Genomic DNA, 17,819 nt, shown 5'->3' on the forward strand with positions numbered 1-17,819 from the left:
GCATGATGTGGTCGCCGGCGCCATCGCCCTCACCCTGCTTGCCATCGGCTGCCAACCCTCTGGCGACCCTGGGCTGCCGCTCCGCGCCGGCGACCACATCATGCTCATCGGCAACAACCTGTGCTCGCGCATGATGAACTACGGGCACTTCGAGACCGAACTGCAGGTCCGCTTCCCCGATAGCTTGCTCACCGTCCGCAACATGTGCGACGGCGGCGACACCCCCGGCTTCCGCCCCCACTCCGGCCGCAACGACCCCTGGGCCTTCCCTGGCGCCGAGCAGTTCCAGGCGGAAAACGCCACCCCCTCGGGCAGCGAAGGCCATCTCGAGAAGCCCGACGAATGGCTCACACGCCTCGGGGCGGATGTCATCCTGGCGTTTTTTGGGTTCAATGAATCCTACGCCGGCCCCGAAGGCCTCGCCAATTACAAAGCCGAACTGGACGCGTTCGTCAAACACACCCTCGCCCAGCGCTACAACGGCGAAACACCCCCGCGCCTCGCCCTCGTCTCCCCCATCGCCTACGAGGATTTGACCGACCGTTTCGACCTGCCAGACGGCTCAAGCGAAAACGCGAACCTGGCCCTGTATACCGATGCCATGCGCGAGGTGGCCGCCGCCAACCAGGTGTATTTCCTCGATGCCTTCGCCGCGTCGCGTGAGTGGTTCGAGGGTGGCGATGCGCTCACGATCGACGGCGTCCAGCTCAACGACACCGGCTACGCCCGCTTCGCCACGCTCCTCGCCGACGCCGTGTTCGGGAAGGTCCGCCCCGCCGCCGCGGCGAACCGCGACCTCGTCCGTGAAGCCGTGCTCGAGAAGAACTGGTTCTGGCACAACGACTTCAAGATCCCCAACGGAGTGCATGTGTTCGGCCGGCGGTACAACCCCTTTGGACCGGACAACTACCCGTTCGAGCTGGAGAAAATCCGCCAGCTGACGGCCATCCGCGATACCGCCATCTGGATGGCCACCCGCGGCGATCGGATGAACCTCGCCGCCGCGGACGCGAAGACACGTCCCCTGCCGCCCGTCGCCACCAACTACGAGGACCCGAACGGCGGCAACGGTTCGATGGAATACCTCTACGGCCAGGACGCGCTGGACCGCCTCACGGTGCCGGAAGGCTATAAAATCGATCTCTTTGCCTCGGAGGTCGAATTCCCGAACCTCGCGAACCCCGTCCAGATTTCCTTCGACAATAAGGGCCGGCTCTGGGTGGCCGTCATGCCCACCTACCCGCACTGGAAACCCGGCGACCCGAAACCGGACGACAAGCTGCTCATCTATGAGGACACGGATGGGGATGGGAAAGCGGATAAGGAGACCGTGTTCGCCGGCGGACTCCACATCCCCGTCGGGTTCGAGTTCGCGCCCGAAGGCGTGTACGTGTCGCAGGGTACCAACCTCGTCCTCCTCACCGACACCGACGGCGACGACCGGGCCGACTCAAAAGAGATCATCCTCAGTGGTTTCGACGACCACGACACGCACCACGTCATCAGCGCCTTCGCGGCCGACCCTTCCGGCGCCCTGTACATGGGCGAAGGCGTTTTTCTGCATACGAGCGTCGAAACGCCCTACGGGCCCGTCCGCGGCACCAACGGCGGCTTCTTCCGCTACAGCCCGCAACGGAAACACCTGGAGCGCGTCGCCCAGCTCTCCATCCCCAACCCGTGGGGCATCGCGTTCGACGAGTGGGGGCAGAACTTCTTCGCCGAGACCTCCGGGCCGGACGTCCGCTGGATGCAGCCGGGATCGGTGAAGCCGAGGTACGGCGAGGCCACGCATAAATCCAAAAACCTGATCGAGGAAGCCCATCGGGTGCGGCCGACGTCCGGACTTGAGTTTGTCTCGAGCCGGCACTTCCCCGAGGAGGTCCAGGGCGACCTCCTCATCAACAACACGATCGGGTTTCTGGGGATGAAAATGCACGCCGTGGCCGACGACGGCACCGGCTACGCTACCCGGCACCGGGTGGATCTCGTTACCTCCACCGACCCCAACTTCCGTCCGGTGGACATGGAGTTCGCGCCGGACGGCTCGCTGTATTTCATCGACTGGCACAACGTCCTCATCGGCCACATGCAGCACAACGCGCGCGATCCGCTGCGCGACCATGTCCACGGCCGCATCTACCGGATCACCTACCCGTCGCGCCCGCTCGTCGTGCCGGCGCCCGTGGACGGCGCCAGCATCGACCAGCTCCTCGAAAACCTCAAGCTGCCCGAATTCCGCACCCGCTACCGCACCCGCCGCGAGCTGCGCGAGTACCCGGCCGCCGAGGTGCTGCCGAAACTCAAAGCCTGGGTTGCCGCGCTCGACCCAACCGATCCTCGCTACGAGCACCACGTGCTTGAGGCGTTGTGGACCTCCTGGGGGCTGGACGCGGTGGATGAGGCCCTGCTCCGTCAGATGCTCCAGGCCAAGGACTTCCGCGCCCGCGCCGCCGCCGCCCGCGTGCTCCGGTACACGGGGCACCAGGTGGCCGACCAGCCGCAGCTGCTCATGGCCGCCGCCCGCGACCCACACGGACGTGTCCGCCTCGAAGCCATTGTCGCCGCCTCGTGGCTCGACCGGGAAACGGGCCTCGCCATCCTCAACGAAGCCGCGGCCTTCAAAGGCGCCAGCGATCTCGCCGCGGGCATCCCGGGCGAGACAGTCGCAGACGCCACGCTCGACGACTGGATGATCCATGCCTACACCACGGCCCTGGCCCACCTGAACGGCGAGTCCGTCCGCGCCAGCCCCGCGCCGGCGGAGGCGACCTCGCTGACGGGCGCCGATCTGGCGATCTTCACGAAAGGCAAGGAGATCTACGACCGCGAAGGCTACTGCATAACCTGCCATATGCCCGACGGCAAAGGACTTACCGCTTCGGGCTTCCCGCCGCTCGCCGGCTCTGAATGGGTCGTGGGCGATGAAGAGCGGCTCATCAAATTGACGCTGAAAGGGCTCTACGGCCCGATCGAAGTCATGGGGCAGTCCTACCCCGGCCTCGTCCCCATGACGCCGTTCGGCGGGCTGCTGAACGACGAGGAGATCGCCGCCGTCCTTACCTTTGTGCGCAACGCGTTCGGCAACCAGGCGCCTCCCGTGGCGCCGGCCACCGTCGCCCGTGTTCGCGCCGCCACCGCCAACCACACCGGATTTTATACCCCCGCCGAATTGTAATCGATATGCTCCAAGAAACCATCTCAAACGCCATAAAAGACGCCATGCGGGCCAAGGACAGCCTGCGCCTGAATGCCCTGCGCGGCATCAAGACGGCGTTCACCAACGAACTCGTCGCCACCAAGCGCACGCCGCAGGACACCCTGACGGACGACGAGGCGATCACCGTCATCGCGCGCATGACCAAGCAGCGGCGGGACTCCATCGATCAGTTCACGAAGGGCGGCCGGCTCGATCTCGCCGAGAAGGAAGCCGAGGAACTCGCCATCCTCGAAACCTTCCTGCCCACCCAGCTATCCCGCGAAGACGTGCTCCAGATCGTGAAGGCCAAACAGGCGGAGCTGGGCGTGACGGACAAGGCGAAAGCCGGCATGCTGATCGGCGCCCTGATGAAAGAACTGAAAGGAAAAGCAGACGGGAAGCTGGTGAAGGAGGTGGTGGAATCGCTGTTTGGGTAGGCGTAGAGACGCAAAATTTGTCAGGCTCCGTAGAGTTATGTCCAAGGAATGCGCTGCAAAGTTGTGACTCTGATTGCTTTGTCACGCAGCTCCGCATGCAGTTTTGGCTACTTCCTCATTTAATGCCGTCATCCCCCAGTCAGGCCGGGGGCAGGCTCCCGACCCCGATCGGGAAACGAAGGCTGGCTTGCCAGCCTGACTTACGGAGTAATCCATACAAGTTATAACGATGCACAAAACACTGCCCGGAACCGCAAGTGAGGCATTCTGAAATCTTCATGGATCCCCGCGTTCGCTTCGTATAAAATCGTCGGATCGGTACCAGGGCTCGTTTTCGGATTACTTGCTCGACGGTAACGTAACAAGAAACGTCGTCCCTGCCCCCTCCACGCTCTCCACGGCCAGCGTGCCGCCGTGGCCGCGGGTCACGATGTCGTAGCTCAGACTCAGCTCCAGACCCGTACCACTGCCAGCCGGCTTCGTCGTAAAAAACGGTTCGAAGATTTTATCCCGGACGTGATCCGGGATCCCAGGACCGTTGTCCGTCACCCGGATCACGGTTGCCCCCGCCACTCGCCGCGTCGAGACCGTAACGGCCGGCGTGTACGACGCTCCGTCCCGACGACGCCGCTCCTCCACCGCGTCGAACGCGTTGTTGAACAGATTCACGAGCACCTGTCCGATCTGCTGCGGGACGAGATCGACCTCGCCGGCCGCCGGGTCATACTCCCGCACAATGGCCACCTCGAAACCGGGCCGATGCGCCCGTACCCCATGGAAGGCCAGATCGACGTATTCGTTCACCAGGGTGTTGAGCGCCATCCGTTGCCGTTCACCCGAAGCCCCGCTGGCGTGGCGCATCATCGACTGCACGATCCGGTCTGCCCGCTGGCCGTGCTCGACCACGATCCGGGCGTTACGCTGCAGGTCCGTCAGCAGTTCATCGACCGGCGCGCCGGTATCCAGCGCCTCGCGCAGTTCGCCGGCGAGTTCGTCGTTCAGGCCGGCGAAATTGGTGATGAAGTTGAGCGGGTTTTTGATCTCGTGGGCGATGCCGGCCGTCAGCGCGCCCAGCGAAGCCAACTTTTCCTGCTGGATGAGCTGCTGCTGGGTGGTCTTGAGCTGGGTGTAGGCTTTTTCGATCTCGTGAGCCTGCGCCAGCTCGCGCTCGCGGGTGCGCTCGCGCTCTTGCAGGACGATCCGGCGGCGCTGGAGACGGTCGACACCAAATACCATGGCCGTCAGGATCAGGCCGTACAGGATGTAGGCCCAGGTCGTGCGCCACCAGGGTGGGAGGATACGAAAGTGAACGGTCGCCGGCGCACTCCAGTCGCTGCCTCCGTTGGCCGCCCGGACGGAAAAGGTGTAGTCGCCGGGGTCAAGATTGGTATAGCGCGCAGAGCGTGCTTCCCCGACGTTCTGCCAATCCTGCTCGTAGGGCTCAAGACGGTACTGGTGCCGATTGCGCTCGGGATGGGTATAGTAGAGTGAAGCGTATTTCAGGGAAACGTCGTTATCGTCGAAGGCGATCTCGTAGGGCGCATCAACTCGGTCCGAAGCGACGAGGCCCGGTATCAACGATCGATCGAGTGCGCTTATGTCCGTGATGGCGAGATCGATCGATGCCGTACGCTCCTGGTCCTTTTTGGGGTCGAAGAAAAGCAGCCCGGCGATTCCTCCAAACACTAACGTACCGTCCCGACGCATCGTGGCATCGAGGTCGGCAAACTGCGGGAGATAACCGTCAGCTATTGTGTAATCTTTCAGGGATCGATATCCGGGTCGATAGCGCCACAAGGACAGACTCGTGGCCAGCCAGAGATCGCCGTCACCATCTATTCTCAGATGAAGAATCGTCGCCTGTTTGAGAGCCGTTGAGGCCAACGCAAGACTGAAGTCTTCGTCTGAAGACGGATCCAAGCGGTACAAGCCCCGAGATGCGGCTACCCAGATCAGACCGTCCGGCCCCAGGGCCATGTCGTGAATGTCCTGACCGGTCAGAAACAGGGACGGATTGCCCATGTCCGATACGATACGAACAAGGCCTCGGACCTGCCCTTGCGCGAGTGCTGGTTTGCTAATCCACAACGCTCCTGATCCATCTCTAAGAAATCGAGCGCGACCGGTCTTCGACCCATCCGAAAAATTGGAGAGCGCATCGGGCTGATCCCATACGAGTCGATCGGTGTCGAAACGATAGATCCCGTTGCCTGAAGACACCCATACCCAGGGCTGCACGGAATCGACAAATAGGCTAGTCAGATTGTTCGCTTCAATGGCGTGGCCTTCGGCTTCCACAAGGAAATAGGAGAAAGTGGATGTGGAGGGATCGAATCGATTGAGCCCACCCCCTCTTGTTGCTATCCAGATTATGCCGTTCTGATCCTGCCCTATGTCGCTAATCCAGTTATGGTTTGGTCCGCTATGCCCTAGCGGATCAACTGGGAAAAACGTTTCAAAACCGGTGCGATCCCGTCGGATCAGCGTATGCGGATAGGGGGCCGTCCAGAGATTCTCCGCCGCATCTTCGAAAACGTCCCAGTTGTTATGGAACTGCTCATCGACCACGAAAGGACTAGACCGAGGTGTGGCCAGTAACACGCCGGCGTCCAGCGAGCTGATCCAGACCACCCCATCTTGTGTGCGGTACAGCCGCCAGGTATTGACGAATTCGGAAGCGACGGGACGGACGGCTTCTAAGAATTCAGTTCGAGACGCGGGCGGCGACCCGATAGCCATGTGAAAGACGCCAGTCCCATACTCCGAGATGAGTAGATCGCCTTCCTGTCCTTCGAGTAGATCGACAACCCACTGATTTCGTGACCCCGGTATGCCCAGTCTGGAGAAACGATCCTCGGCGGATTCGTAGAGATACAACGCATTCTCTGTACCTATCCACATCTGCGCACTAGAGTCTTGCAGCAGGGCAAAGACGCGGCTGTCATCCATCCCTTTCGCACCATGGCCGAGATACGTACGAAACGTTCGCCGATCTCGACTGAATCGTATCAATCCACCGTCCTTCTTGTAACCGCCCACCGCGCCTGTCGCTACCCACAAATCACCCTCTCGATCCTCCAAAAACTCCCATACCTGCACCTGAAGAAAACCATTTGTTGCAGGATCAGGAACAAAATGCTCGAAAGCTTCGATCCCCTTTCGACGGTAGTTGATGTGCCCGGCGTTTGCGCCCACCCAAAGTGTACCGTCCCGATCCTCGTATAGCGCCGTCACACTGTTGTGGCTCAACGACCCGGGATCGTCAGGTTCATGTACGAAACGTTCGAAAGAATCAGACGAGGCATCGTACCGATTGAGGCCGTGGCTATACGTACCCACCCAGAGCGTGCCCCCGCGATCCACGAGCAGCGTTTCGCATCCATTGTCGCTGAGCGAATGGGAGTCCTCCGGGTCGTGCCGGTAAAAGACGGATTCCCAGCCGTCATAGCGCACCACGCCTTCGGCCGTGCAGATCCACATGAATCCATGGTGATCCTGGACGACTTCCGTGACGCGGTTGCCCAGCAAACTGCCGTCTTCCACCGATAGCCGGCGCGTCTCGTAGTCCTGTGCTTGAACAGGTCGAAGATGGGCAATGGCCACCCAAACAAGTAACCCGATTACGAACGCTTTACGGCTCATACCCTACCCCTGTACGGCAACGCCCGCACCGTCAAATCGGGCCTTCGTGATGCGCCGACGCACCCCTCCACAGGGCACATGACGCGAACGGGCTCGGCGCCTTGATCCTCGCCCAGCAGCGTCATGGGTCCCAGAATAACGCGCTCTGACCAATCGCGTACCGTCAAAACGTACATCACAGACTTCATACCTTACACCCAAGTATCTAGAATTGATATTACGTAGGACCCACCCGGCTATATCACGACTTCGGCCGTTGATCTCGGATCATCGCCTTGATCCGTTCTTTCAGCGCGCCGAAATCGATCGGCTTCGTCAAGTAGCCGTCGCAGTTGCATTCTTCAGCCTTCTCGCGGTACGAGTCGCTCCCGTAGGCCGTCATCATGCAGACCGGAACAGGGGGCGGCTCCGCCTTGATCCGGCACAACAGCTCCAACCCGGTCATTCCCGGCATGTTGATGTCGCTGAGCACCAGCACGACATCGGTTTTACCCTGGCGTTCGAGCACTTCCAGGGCTTCTTCTCCGGAAAAAGCAAAGAGTAAATCGAGTTCGCCCTGGCGCATTTCGCGTCGGAACTGTTGCCGGAAAAGGAATTCCACGTCGCGCTCGTCGTCGACTACCAGGATGTTCAGGGCCATGAGATTTCAGGGTTCCGGGTTCAGGGTTCTGGGTTCAGAGTTCCGGGTAAGCGAACCTGTATCGCGCGATCACCCGGAACTCCGAACCCGGAACACGACGACCGCATTCGGCAATTTCAACACGAAACGCATAACGTGCAACGCCGTAACGTGTAACGTCAATTCGTAACGAATCACCCCCGATACCGCAGCGCCAGCACCGTCAGGTCGTGCGCGAGCGGGGTGTCGCCGGCGTGGTCCATCACGGCCCGTACGACAGCGCGGATGAGACGGGCCGGCTCGGCGTCGTGGTCCTCAAGGAGCCGGGCGGCCAGCCGCTCGGCCGAGAACGCGCGGCCCTGGGCATTCAACGCACGGGTGACGCCTTTGGTGACCAGAAACAGCCCATCGCCCGGGCGGAGGGACAACTGGCGGGTCGGGTAGTCGTACACGGGCTGTCGCCAGATGGGCGGCGCGGCATCCGCGTCGTCGAGCGGCTCGACACGGCCGCCAGCCGCAAGCACATACGGAGCGGGGTGCCCGGCGTTGGCGTACTCGACGATGCCCGAGGCGGGGTCCAGCACGCCGTAAAACACGGTTACGGCCTGGTCCGAAAAACCCTCCGGGAAAAGAAGTCGGTTCATCGCCGACAGGCAGGCGCCAGGGGAATCGTATTGCCGGCCGGCGCTCTTCAGGAACGTGTGGCTCATGGCCATGAAGAGCGCGGCCGAGACCCCCTTGCCGGCGGCGTCGCCCATGACGAAGCCGAGGCGACCGTCGTCCCACTCAAAAAAGTCGTAAAACGTCCCGCTCACGTCCCGCGCCGTCGTCGTGAACGCATACACGCCCACGTTTTTCCGTTCGGGAAACGAAAGCGGTAGGATGGCCTCCTGGATGCGTCGCGCCACTTCCATTTCTTGCTGGATGGCGGCCACCTGTTGCTGGGCGCGCCGGGCCTTGCGATGCAGCTGCAAGTCTCGCCAGGTTTTTTCGATGGTGATTTCCAGGTCGCTGAAATCGATGGGTTTGGTGATAAAATCGAACGCGCCCCGGTTCATGGCCGTGCGGATATTTTTCAGATCTCCGTAGGCCGACACCACCACGGTTTTCAGGCTGCGGTCCGACTCTCCCAATCGGGCCAGCAGTGTGAGGCCGTCCATCCTGGGCATGTTGAGGTCCGTCAACACAAGCGAGATTTCAGGATCGGCCTCGACGGCGCGGAGCGCCTCCTGCCCGTCGCCGGCGAACGTGAAGCTCCATGCGCTGGCGACCAGTTGACGGCGGAATTTCTGCCGCATCAGCAGCTCCATCTCGGGCTCGTCGTCCACCACGAGGATTCTCACAGGGCCACTCTCCGGGCCGGCGAGAATCGGTTCCGTCTCGCCCCAAGCGGGCGCCTCGGACTCGAGCACGGCGTGGGCGAGCGCCGAACGGTCGGCAAACCGCTGCTGGACCGATTTGAGGTCTCGAATCAGTTCCTCCATCGACGCATACCGGGCGTCGGCGGGTTTTGAAAGGGCCTTCTCGATCAGGCGCGCCAGCTGAAGCGGAACGCCGGCGCGCAACCCCGTCACCGGCTGGGGGTCCACGTTCAGCACAGCGTACAACGCGGCGTGCCGGTAATCGCCCGGAAACGCGCGTTCGCCGGCGATCATCTCGTACAACACAGCGCCCAGGCTCCAGATATCGACCCGATGATCGATCGTTTCCCCCCGGGCCTGCTCGGGCGCCATGTAGGCCGCGGTGCCGAGGAGTGTACCGATTCGCGTGATGCGCTCGCCGCCAGAAAACCTCGCAAGCCCGAAGTCGAGGATCTTGACCCGGTCGTTGCCAACGACCATGATGTTCGCCGGCTTTATGTCTCGGTGGACGATCCCGCGCAGATGGGCGTGCGCCAGGCCTTCCGCGGTCTGCACGGCGAGGTCGAGCGCTACATTGATCGGCAACGAGCCGCCGGCGAGCCGGGCGTCCAGCGTCTCCCCATCGTAATACCCCATGACGATGAAAAAATGGCCATCCGCCGTCTCGTTGACCTCGTACACCGTGCAGATGTTGTCGTGGTCGAGGGCCGAGGACGCGCGCGCTTCCTGCATGAATCGGCGTCGGGCCTGCTCATCTTCCTTCAGCAGCGGAGGCAAAAACTTGAGGGCCACCGTGCGATGCAGTCGGGTATCCTCCGCCTTGTACACCACGCCCATCCCACCGCTGCCGAGATGCTGAACGACCCGGTAATGGGCGACATCCTTCCCGACCAACAGGAAAGGATCGGGCGAAAAGTCGCCGGAGACCTGATTCCCCGCGGCTTTACCCTGATCTACTTTTTCCAGACCGCGGAATTTTGGAAAGCGGTTGGCGTCCAGCCGTTTGAAGTACGCCGGCGCCTGCGAATACGCCGCCAGGATCGCCTCCACCTCGGCCCGGAGCCCCGTATCCGAGCCGCACGCCTCGTTCAGGAAATCAACACGCTCCTCGGGCGGCAGCGCCAGGACGCTAACGACCAGTTCACTCAAATCATGCCAGCTTTCGGAGTCCATCTGTGCGGGCCGTGAAGCAACGTTGTGTTTGGCTGTAGGGGCACGAAATGGTGTGTCCGCCTATCGCTTCCCCACGGCATAACATACGGTCCTGCCGCGATCATCACAATGTCGTGAGGGCATGCCGCCTGAATTCAGACTCGCCGTACCAAAAAAAGGCCGGCCCCCGCACTGCGCGTGGGCCGGCCTGTTACGCTTTTTGTAGCAGATCAAATCACATCGACGACGGCGGCACAATGCCCTTGATGCGCATGTACGTCACCAGGTTGCCGTAGTGCTCGTAGTTGTGCGCAGAGTTGAAGGCCATGATCGCCGAGGCGGCCATCTCCATCCCGAAGAGGTTCTTGATCTCGGCGCCGGACGCGTCCGTCATGCCACCGTACACGCCCGAGCAGTAATCAAACGCCGTCTTGAGGGCGGCGACGATCTGCGGCTTCGTCGTGGCGGTTTCCTCGTAGTTCTCCTTGGCGGGGCTCTCTTCGCCTGCGACCGTCGAGCAGAAGGCGAACTGAGCGTTGGCGACGTGGGCCAGGATCTGGCCGGCCGTGCGCACGTCCTCGGTGGGCTTGAAACTGTATAGCGACTCGTCCATCATGTCGGCGGCTTTCATGATGTTGTTCGCCGTGATGTCGTGGAGGCCTTTCAGCGAACCCGTAACGGGTCCTTCTTGCGCATTCGCGATGGTCGGCAGCGCGAAAACGAGCGCGAACAGGAATGCTTGGGCGCGAAGTGTTTTCATTGGATGGGTAACCCTCAGTATGGCTTGTCGTGGCAATACGCGGCGGAGACGCGACCCTCGCCCTCCACCATCGCGTGGCCAAACATACGCTCTACATACGCTTAGGTTCGTAACTGCCTACTCCGCTGTCGGCGCTCAGGCCAGGATCGACTCGATGACGCGGCCGGGTATGTCCCGCGTGTCGTCAAAGACACGTATCCCGCGCCTGATGCGGACTGGGTTCAGATGGAGTTCTGACCGGAGACACACACGAGGCAGGCGATTATACATAAGGTTCAGACAAAGGCTTGCGCACCGTCGCCCATATTGCTATCTATATAGACATTCTTCGTTACACTAATCCCCGGCCATGAACGACAGCCTGACAGCGGCCGCGGACGTACGAGCCAGCACGTGTGCGACGCCACCTTCTACCGGACTTATGGGCGAACGCGAGCTGCTGCGGGCCAGTACGCAGTTGAAGGCCCTCGCTCATCCCGTGCGCCTCCGGATGGTAGAGCTCATCCAGGCCCATGGCGGTGAGATCTGCGTGTGCGCCTTCGAGCAGCATGTTGAGGTGAAGCAGCCAACCATCTCACATCACCTCAAAATCCTTCGAGAGGCAGGGTTGCTGCGGAGCCGGCAGGAAGGCACATGGGTCCACCACAGCCTGGAATCCTCCGCCTTCCAAACCCTGAAAAGCCTTCTGGCGACGCTGGCCAGCAGTTGACTGGCTCCCTTTACTGGCTCTCTTTTTTTGCTCCCATATATCGATAACTATCGATTCAATAACCCCATTACCTGACTAACTACCATGACCATCAAGATACCCGGCCCGGGATGTGGAAATTGCCGCAATCTGGAGCGGAACAGCCGCGAGGCGCTCGGCATGCTGGCGCTGTTTTTCTCCGCGCCGGCGCTCTCGATCATGGCTCTCGGTTACACGTTCAATCTCACCTTTTAGGACGCTCTCGAGGGTCCCCCTACTCCCATCCCACCTACTGAACGCGTGGAACTCCAACCCGGCGCCTGGCGCGCCTACCTTGCCGAACTCATCGGCACCTTCGCCCTGGTCTTCGCCGGCACAGGAGCTATCGTTGTCAACGAGGTGTCAGGTGGCGCCGTCACCCATGTGGGGATTGCGCTTACGTTCGGGCTCGTCGTCATGGCCGTCATCTACGCCATCGGTGAGGTCTCGGGCGCCCACCTGAACCCGGCCGTCACGCTCGGCTTTTTTGTCGCGGGTCGTTTTCCGGGGAATCGCATCGCCCCCTACATAATGGCACAGTTCATCGGCGCCGTCGGCGCCAGCGTTACGCTACGTCTGCTTTTTCCTGCCGAGGCCTCGTTGGGTGCAACGCTGCCAGCCGGGGCACCGATGCAGAGTTTCGTTTTCGAGTTCATCCTCACCTTCTTGCTCATGTTTGTCATCCTCTGCGTGGCCATCGGGGCCAGAGAGCAGGGACTCATGGCCGGCGCGGCCATCGGAGCGACCGTCGGCCTCGAGGCCCTCTTCGCCGGCCCCATCTGCGGCGCTTCGATGAACCCGTTCCGATCCCTCGCGCCGGCGCTCGTAGCCGGCGAACTCACCCACCTGTGGATCTACCTCACCGCCCCGGTGCTGGGCGCCATGGCGGCCGTCATCGCCTACCGCGGGGTCTATGGTGCATCCACACAGCCGACGATCTGATGGCCTCCATGTTCTACCCTGCCGTCCGGCAAACCATCGACGCCCTGCTCGCCCAAGCCGACCTCATTCCGGCTGAACGCAAGGCGGCCCTCGACACCCTGACCGACTACATCACCCGGAGACGCGCACAGGGTGGACCCGTCCAACTCGTGTTTATCTGCACCCACAACTCGCGCCGGAGCCATATCAGCCAGATCTGGGCCGCGACAGCCGCGGCGTATTATGGGCTGGAGGACGTGCGGTGTTATTCGGGCGGGACCGAGGCAACCGCCTTTAACCCACGCGCCGTGGCCGCCATTAGGCGCGCCGGCTTCCAGATAGAAAACCCCGGCGGTCCTAACCCTCCTTACCGTGTCCTCTTCGCCGCCGATGCGCCGGCGGTGGAGTGTTTCTCGAAGATATACGACGACCCCACCAACCCGCACTCCGACTTCGCTGCCGTCATGACCTGCTCCGACGCCGACGCCAACTGCCCGTTTATCCCCGGCGCCACTCGGATTGCCCTCACATATGAGGACCCCAAGGCGGCCGACGATACATCGCAAGAAACCGCTCGGTATGATGAAAGGGTACGGCAAATCGGCCGCGAACTGCTCTGGGCGATGGGGCGGGTCTGACGTGCCGGCCGTGTCAGTGCTGCCCCTGCGCGTGGCTTCCGTGATCGGCTAGCTGGGCGCCGAACCAGGCGTGGAGGGCCGTAATACGCGCGGGGTCCTCGGTGGTGTACAGGACTTCGCATCCGTTGGTCAGCGCGGTGTAGGCGATCTGAATCCGGTCGTGCCCCATAACGAGTTCGTGGAGACCGGCCATCTGCTCGCCAGCATATAAAGCACAACAGCCGCCTACCGGATGGGTGGACGGCTGTTGGGGTTGTGCGCCCGGGAAGATTCGAACTCCCGACCTTCTGATCCGTAGTCAGACGCTCTATCCAGCTGAGCTACGGGCGCGTGGTAGTGTCCTGGGTATCGATGTAGAGCGGGACGCATAATAATGCGGTCGTGCCGGCTCTGCAAACGAAGGACCGATGAAACGTGTGTGAGCTTGCATCGGTTTCCTGACGCCGGCTCTCACCCCCCATCCGCGGGGAAGATCCCCGAGCCGGCGAGAAAATAGAAGTGATTCGTCGGCCCGTGACCCCGCCCGATCGGCAGGCCGTGACGGATGGCCTCCGTGACATACCGCTTCGCCCGCCCGACCGCTTCCTCCATCACAAACCCGCGCGCCAGCAAGGCCGCAATCGCCGAGGCATACGTGCACCCGGTGCCGTGGGTGTGCGGCGTATCGATGCGGGGGGTGCTGAACTCGGTGAACACGGCGCCGTCGTACAGGATGTCGATCGCGTCCGTCTCCCCTTCGAGGTGACCGCCTTTCACCAGTACATACGCCGGACCCATGGCATGGAGCCGGCGCGCAGCCTCGCGTGCGTCGTCGGCGGTGCGAATCGAACGTCCGGTGAGATGGGCCGCCTCGTGGGCATTCGGGGTGAGGAGGGTAGCCAGCGGAAAAAGATCCGAGATGAGCCGCCCCGTGGCGTCGTCGCTGATCAGCTTGAAGCCAGTCGTAGAAATCATGACGGGGTCGACGACCAGCGGCTTCGCCGCGCGATGGCGAAGTGCGCCGGCGACAACCTCGATGATCGCGGCCGACGACAACATGCCGGTCTTCACCGCGCCGATCGCGATGTCGTCAAATACGGCGTCCAGCTGCGCCTGGATGAGGTCGACCGGTAGATCAAACGCCCGCGTCACGGCCACGGTGTTCTGGGCCGTGATGGCCGTCAGCACCGACGCCGAAAAGACACCGTGCGCCTCCATGGCCTTGATGTCCGCCTGAATCCCCGCCCCGCCCCCGGAGTCGCTGCCGGCAATCGTCAGGGCCACTGGCTTGGTAGTGTGTCGCTGGTTTTCCATCATTCCCCAATCGCTATTCGCTAATCGTCTGTTCACTACTCGCTAATCCGATATCTTCTGACCGCCGCTTCCACATCGGCCTCCCCCAGAATCCCCGACACCACCGCCACGCCGTACGCGCCGGCGGAGCGGCATTCGGCTACCCGTTCCGGCGTCACCCCGCCGAGGGCGAATACCGGCAGGGCGACCGCGGCGCAGCAGGCGGCCAGGGCATCGAGGCCCGCAGCCGAAGCGCCGGGCTTGCTTGTAGTGGGATAAACCGGGCTAAAAAAGAGATAGTCGGCGCCCTGCGTCTCCGCCGCCCGGGCGTCGGCGAGGGTGTGGGCCGAGTAGCCAATCCACACATCCGGACCCAGTACGCGGCGCGCGTGCTCGACCGAGGGACCGCGGCTCCCCAGATGCACGCCGGCCACGCCGGAGCCGGCATATTCGGCCCTCGTATTCACCGAAACAAACACGGTCGGATCGATGCGCCGCACGAGATCGCCCACGGCCACGCCGAAGGAACATGCATCGGCGGCATGGTCCCGCAACTGTACCCAGCCAATGCCGGCCGAGACGGCCTCGATTACCCGTTCCTGGATCGCAGGATCTGTAAACCGATCGGCCACGAGCACCGTCCTCGGCAGCCGACCACCGAGCAGACGTTCACCACTCAACGGGATGCGCCCCCAACGTCTATCCGGCCTTCTTCCGGCGACGATGCCTTTGCATAAAATCGGCGCGGGATCCGGCCGGCGCGGTACGCCTCGCGGCCGGCGATGACGGCGTGCCGCATCGCCGAGGCCATCGTAACCGGGTGCTGCGCGTTGGAGATGGCGGTATTGAGCAGGATGCCGTCATAGCCCAATTCCATCGCCTTCGCGGCGTCGCTGGCGGTGCCGATGCCGGCGTCGACGAGTAGCGGGACGTAGTCGATCAGGTCCCGAATCAGGCTCAAGTTGTAGGGGTTGACAAGCCCCATACCGCTCCCTATAGGCGAGGCCAGCGGCATCACGGCCGCACACCCCATGTCGGCCAGCTTACGGCAAGTGATGGGGTCGTCGTTGCTATACGCCATGACGGTAAATCCGTCGTCAATCAACGTTTTTGCGGCCTTGAGCAACTGCTCTACATCCGGCATCAGCGTCTCGTGATCGCCGATCACTTCCAGTTTGATCAGATCGGTTTCCAACGCCTCGCGCGCGAGCTGGGCCACGAGCACAGCCTCCTTCGCCGTATAACAGCCGGCCGTATTCGGCAGCAGCCGGTATCCATGGGAGCGTAGCAGATCGAGCAGACTCTCCTCCCCCTGATCCGCGAGATTCACCCGCCGGATCGCCACCGTCACTAGCTCCGTCTTCGCCGCCGCCAGGGCATCGAGCAATACCTGGAGGTTCGGATACCCACTGGTGCCCAAAAGCAGCCGTGAAGTAAACACGTACTCGCCCACCCGAAAGGAGTCGGTGTCGCCTACGATCAGCCGATCATGAGTCATCATCTCTTACCTTACCTCTCCCTTTTCACTTTCCACTTTCCACTTTTCACTTTCCACCTTTCACTTCCCTTTTCCCTTTTAACTTTTACCTTTTAACTTTTCGTTCATCCTCCTTGCCGCGCCGTCACAATCTCCACCCGGTCGCCGGCCTGGAGCACCGTCGCCCCCCATTCGGAGCGGCGGACGATCTCGTCGTTGATGGCGACGGCCACGCCGCGCGCGTCTCCCGGTGAAATCCCAAGGTCGCGCAATACATCCGGCAGCCAGGTGTCGGGTGCGATCGTACGGTCGGTTCCGTTGATGCGGACGGTTAGGATGTCGGTCATGGCTTCAGGCAACGATTTAGTCATCCCCGCGCAGGCGGGAAACGAGCGAAGCGACTTACGAAACAATCCAGCCATCAGACTGGCATTTTTCTGGGTCCCCGCCTGCGCGGGGATGACTTGCTCCTTACGCAATACGCAAATCTCAGCAGTTTCTTAAACGCTCTAAAACCTCAACGGCGAAAACGGCTCCAGCCAGTGGGATGTTTCCCCTTCGAGGATGAGCCGGCTCATCTCGTGTGCGGTGATCGGGGTAAAGAGGATGCCGTTGCGATAGTGCCCGGTGGCGAACAGGACGCCCGGCGCGGCGGATGCCCCCAGCAGCGGCAGATGGTCTCGGGTGCCGGGCCGCAGGCCGGCCCAGGTTTCCGTCACGGCTAGATCCATGATCCCGGGCACGGATTCCCAGACGCCTTCCAACAACTTGCTCATCCCGCCGGCCGTGACGCGGGTGTCGAACCCCATCTCCTCCACCGTCGCCCCTATGAGTAGCCGGCCAGAGCTTTTGGGGGCGATATAGGCCCGGGGGGACCACACGACGTGGCGCAACCCGAAAGGCGGCTCCATCTGCACCTGGATGATCTGCCCTTTTACGGGCCGCACAGCCGGCCGCGCCTCCGGAGCGAGTCCGTCTACCTGGCGCGACCACGCGCCCGCCGCTAGCACCACCGTCCGACCCACGAGCCGCTCACCCGAGGCCAGGACAACGGCCGGCGCCGTATCATCCGGCGCGATAGACGCCACCGCCGTGTGTTCCAACAAAGTGCCGCCGTGTTTGAGGAAGCCGGCCTTCAGCGCCTCGACGAGCAGCCGGTTGTCGACCTGGTGATCCCCGGCGGCATAGACCGCGCCGGCCAACGCCGGCGCCAGAAACGGCTCGCGGTCCAGCGCCTCGGATCCCGTCAGCCACTCGACCTCCAGCCCCTCACTTTTCTGAAACTGGTAGACCCGCCGCAGGGCCTCCAGGCTGTCCCGGTCCGGCGCGATGTGCATCGTACCCTCCGTCCGATAATCGACACGCATGCCAGTGTCCGCCTCCAGGTCGCGCGCGAAGCCTGGCCAGCGCGCCATGCTTTCTTTCCCGAACAAATAAATCGGCTGATCCTCGAATCCCATCTCGGTCTGGGGCGCCAGCATGCCGGCGTTGAGCCACGACGTCCCACGGCCGGCCTCGCCGCGCTCGATGACAACGACCGGGCAGCCCGCGCGCGCCAGCTCCCGACCGATCGAGAGCCCGATGACGCCGCCGCCGATGATGAGGACTGGGTTGAGC

16 protein-coding genes and 1 tRNA gene are annotated in these 17,819 nt (G+C 62.4%); 6 read left to right on the forward strand and 11 right to left on the reverse strand.

The annotated features are described in order from the left end of the window. Together SH809_18965 and SH809_18970 are read left to right on the forward strand one after the other, a co-directional pair. Window positions 1-3,175 (forward strand): PVC-type heme-binding CxxCH protein (locus SH809_18965; GenBank protein ID MDZ4701800.1); only part of this gene is annotated, 3,175 nt, incomplete at its 5' end. A 5-nt stretch (window positions 3,176-3,180) separates the two neighbouring features. Continuing rightward, window positions 3,181-3,633, forward strand: a complete 453-nt coding sequence (locus SH809_18970) for a GatB/YqeY domain-containing protein (GenBank protein ID MDZ4701801.1) — start codon at window positions 3,181-3,183, stop codon at window positions 3,631-3,633. A gap of 339 nt (window positions 3,634-3,972) precedes the next feature. Here SH809_18970 and SH809_18975 read toward each other — a convergent pair whose 3' ends face one another. The 4 genes from SH809_18975 to SH809_18990 form a co-directional block, all read right to left on the reverse strand. After that, window positions 3,973-7,275, reverse strand: a complete 3,303-nt coding sequence (locus SH809_18975; GenBank protein MDZ4701802.1) for a two-component regulator propeller domain-containing protein — start codon at window positions 7,273-7,275, stop codon at window positions 3,973-3,975. 241 nt (window positions 7,276-7,516) lie between these two features. After that, window positions 7,517-7,915, reverse strand: coding sequence for a response regulator (locus tag SH809_18980; GenBank protein MDZ4701803.1), 399 nt, complete (start codon window positions 7,913-7,915; stop codon window positions 7,517-7,519). A 173-nt stretch (window positions 7,916-8,088) separates the two neighbouring features. Then, a complete protein-coding gene (locus SH809_18985) occupies window positions 8,089-10,428 on the reverse strand; it encodes a SpoIIE family protein phosphatase (GenBank protein ID MDZ4701804.1) in 2,340 nt (779 codons plus the stop codon). A 214-nt stretch (window positions 10,429-10,642) separates the two neighbouring features. Then, window positions 10,643-11,167 carry a DinB family protein gene (locus SH809_18990; GenBank protein MDZ4701805.1) on the reverse strand — a complete coding sequence of 175 codons (525 nt, stop codon included), beginning with the start codon at window positions 11,165-11,167 and terminating at the stop codon, window positions 10,643-10,645. 349 nt (window positions 11,168-11,516) lie between these two features. On the opposite strand from SH809_18990, the gene SH809_18995 reads away from it, so the two are divergent. The 4 genes from SH809_18995 to SH809_19010 all read left to right on the forward strand — a co-directional run bounded on the left by SH809_18995 (window position 11,517) and on the right by SH809_19010 (window position 13,453). After that, window positions 11,517-11,876, forward strand: coding sequence for a metalloregulator ArsR/SmtB family transcription factor (locus SH809_18995; GenBank protein ID MDZ4701806.1), 360 nt, complete (start codon window positions 11,517-11,519; stop codon window positions 11,874-11,876). An 84-nt stretch (window positions 11,877-11,960) separates the two neighbouring features. After that, window positions 11,961-12,110: a hypothetical protein gene (locus SH809_19000; GenBank protein MDZ4701807.1), complete on the forward strand. Its 150-nt coding sequence runs from the start codon at window positions 11,961-11,963 to the stop codon at window positions 12,108-12,110. Between the two features lie 45 nt (window positions 12,111-12,155). Continuing rightward, complete coding sequence (locus tag SH809_19005; GenBank protein ID MDZ4701808.1) at window positions 12,156-12,836, forward strand: aquaporin; 681 nt, start codon at window positions 12,156-12,158, stop codon at window positions 12,834-12,836. Continuing rightward, window positions 12,836-13,453 carry a hypothetical protein gene (locus SH809_19010; GenBank protein ID MDZ4701809.1) on the forward strand — a complete coding sequence of 206 codons (618 nt, stop codon included), beginning with the start codon at window positions 12,836-12,838 and terminating at the stop codon, window positions 13,451-13,453. Before SH809_19005 ends, SH809_19010 begins: the two co-directional genes overlap by 1 nt. A 13-nt stretch (window positions 13,454-13,466) precedes the next feature. Here the strand turns inward: SH809_19010 and SH809_19015 are convergent, their stop codons facing one another. The 7 genes from SH809_19015 to thiO all read right to left on the reverse strand — a co-directional run. Then, on the reverse strand, window positions 13,467-13,646 hold the full coding sequence (locus tag SH809_19015; GenBank protein MDZ4701810.1) for a hypothetical protein: 180 nt from the start codon (window positions 13,644-13,646) through the stop codon (window positions 13,467-13,469). A 63-nt stretch (window positions 13,647-13,709) separates the two neighbouring features. After that, window positions 13,710-13,783, reverse strand: a tRNA-Arg gene (locus tag SH809_19020). 120 nt (window positions 13,784-13,903) lie between these two features. Continuing rightward, entirely contained in the window at window positions 13,904-14,749 is an 846-nt protein-coding gene (gene thiD, locus SH809_19025) for a bifunctional hydroxymethylpyrimidine kinase/phosphomethylpyrimidine kinase (GenBank protein MDZ4701811.1), read from the reverse strand. A 32-nt stretch (window positions 14,750-14,781) separates the two neighbouring features. Further along, entirely contained in the window at window positions 14,782-15,405 is a 624-nt protein-coding gene (locus SH809_19030; protein ID MDZ4701812.1) for a thiamine phosphate synthase, read from the reverse strand. Continuing rightward, window positions 15,402-16,223 carry a thiazole synthase gene (locus SH809_19035; protein MDZ4701813.1) on the reverse strand — a complete coding sequence of 274 codons (822 nt, stop codon included), beginning with the start codon at window positions 16,221-16,223 and terminating at the stop codon, window positions 15,402-15,404. Before SH809_19035 ends, SH809_19030 begins: the two co-directional genes overlap by 4 nt. 104 nt (window positions 16,224-16,327) lie before the next feature. Beyond that, on the reverse strand, window positions 16,328-16,549 hold the full coding sequence (gene thiS / locus SH809_19040; protein MDZ4701814.1) for a sulfur carrier protein ThiS: 222 nt from the start codon (window positions 16,547-16,549) through the stop codon (window positions 16,328-16,330). A gap of 162 nt (window positions 16,550-16,711) precedes the next feature. Next, the coding region (gene thiO, locus SH809_19045; protein ID MDZ4701815.1) for a glycine oxidase ThiO at window positions 16,712-17,819 on the reverse strand (1,108 nt) is incomplete at its 5' end.

The organism is Rhodothermales bacterium (genome assembly GCA_034439735.1).
Lineage (GTDB): Bacteria > Bacteroidota > Rhodothermia > Rhodothermales > JAHQVL01 > JAWKNW01.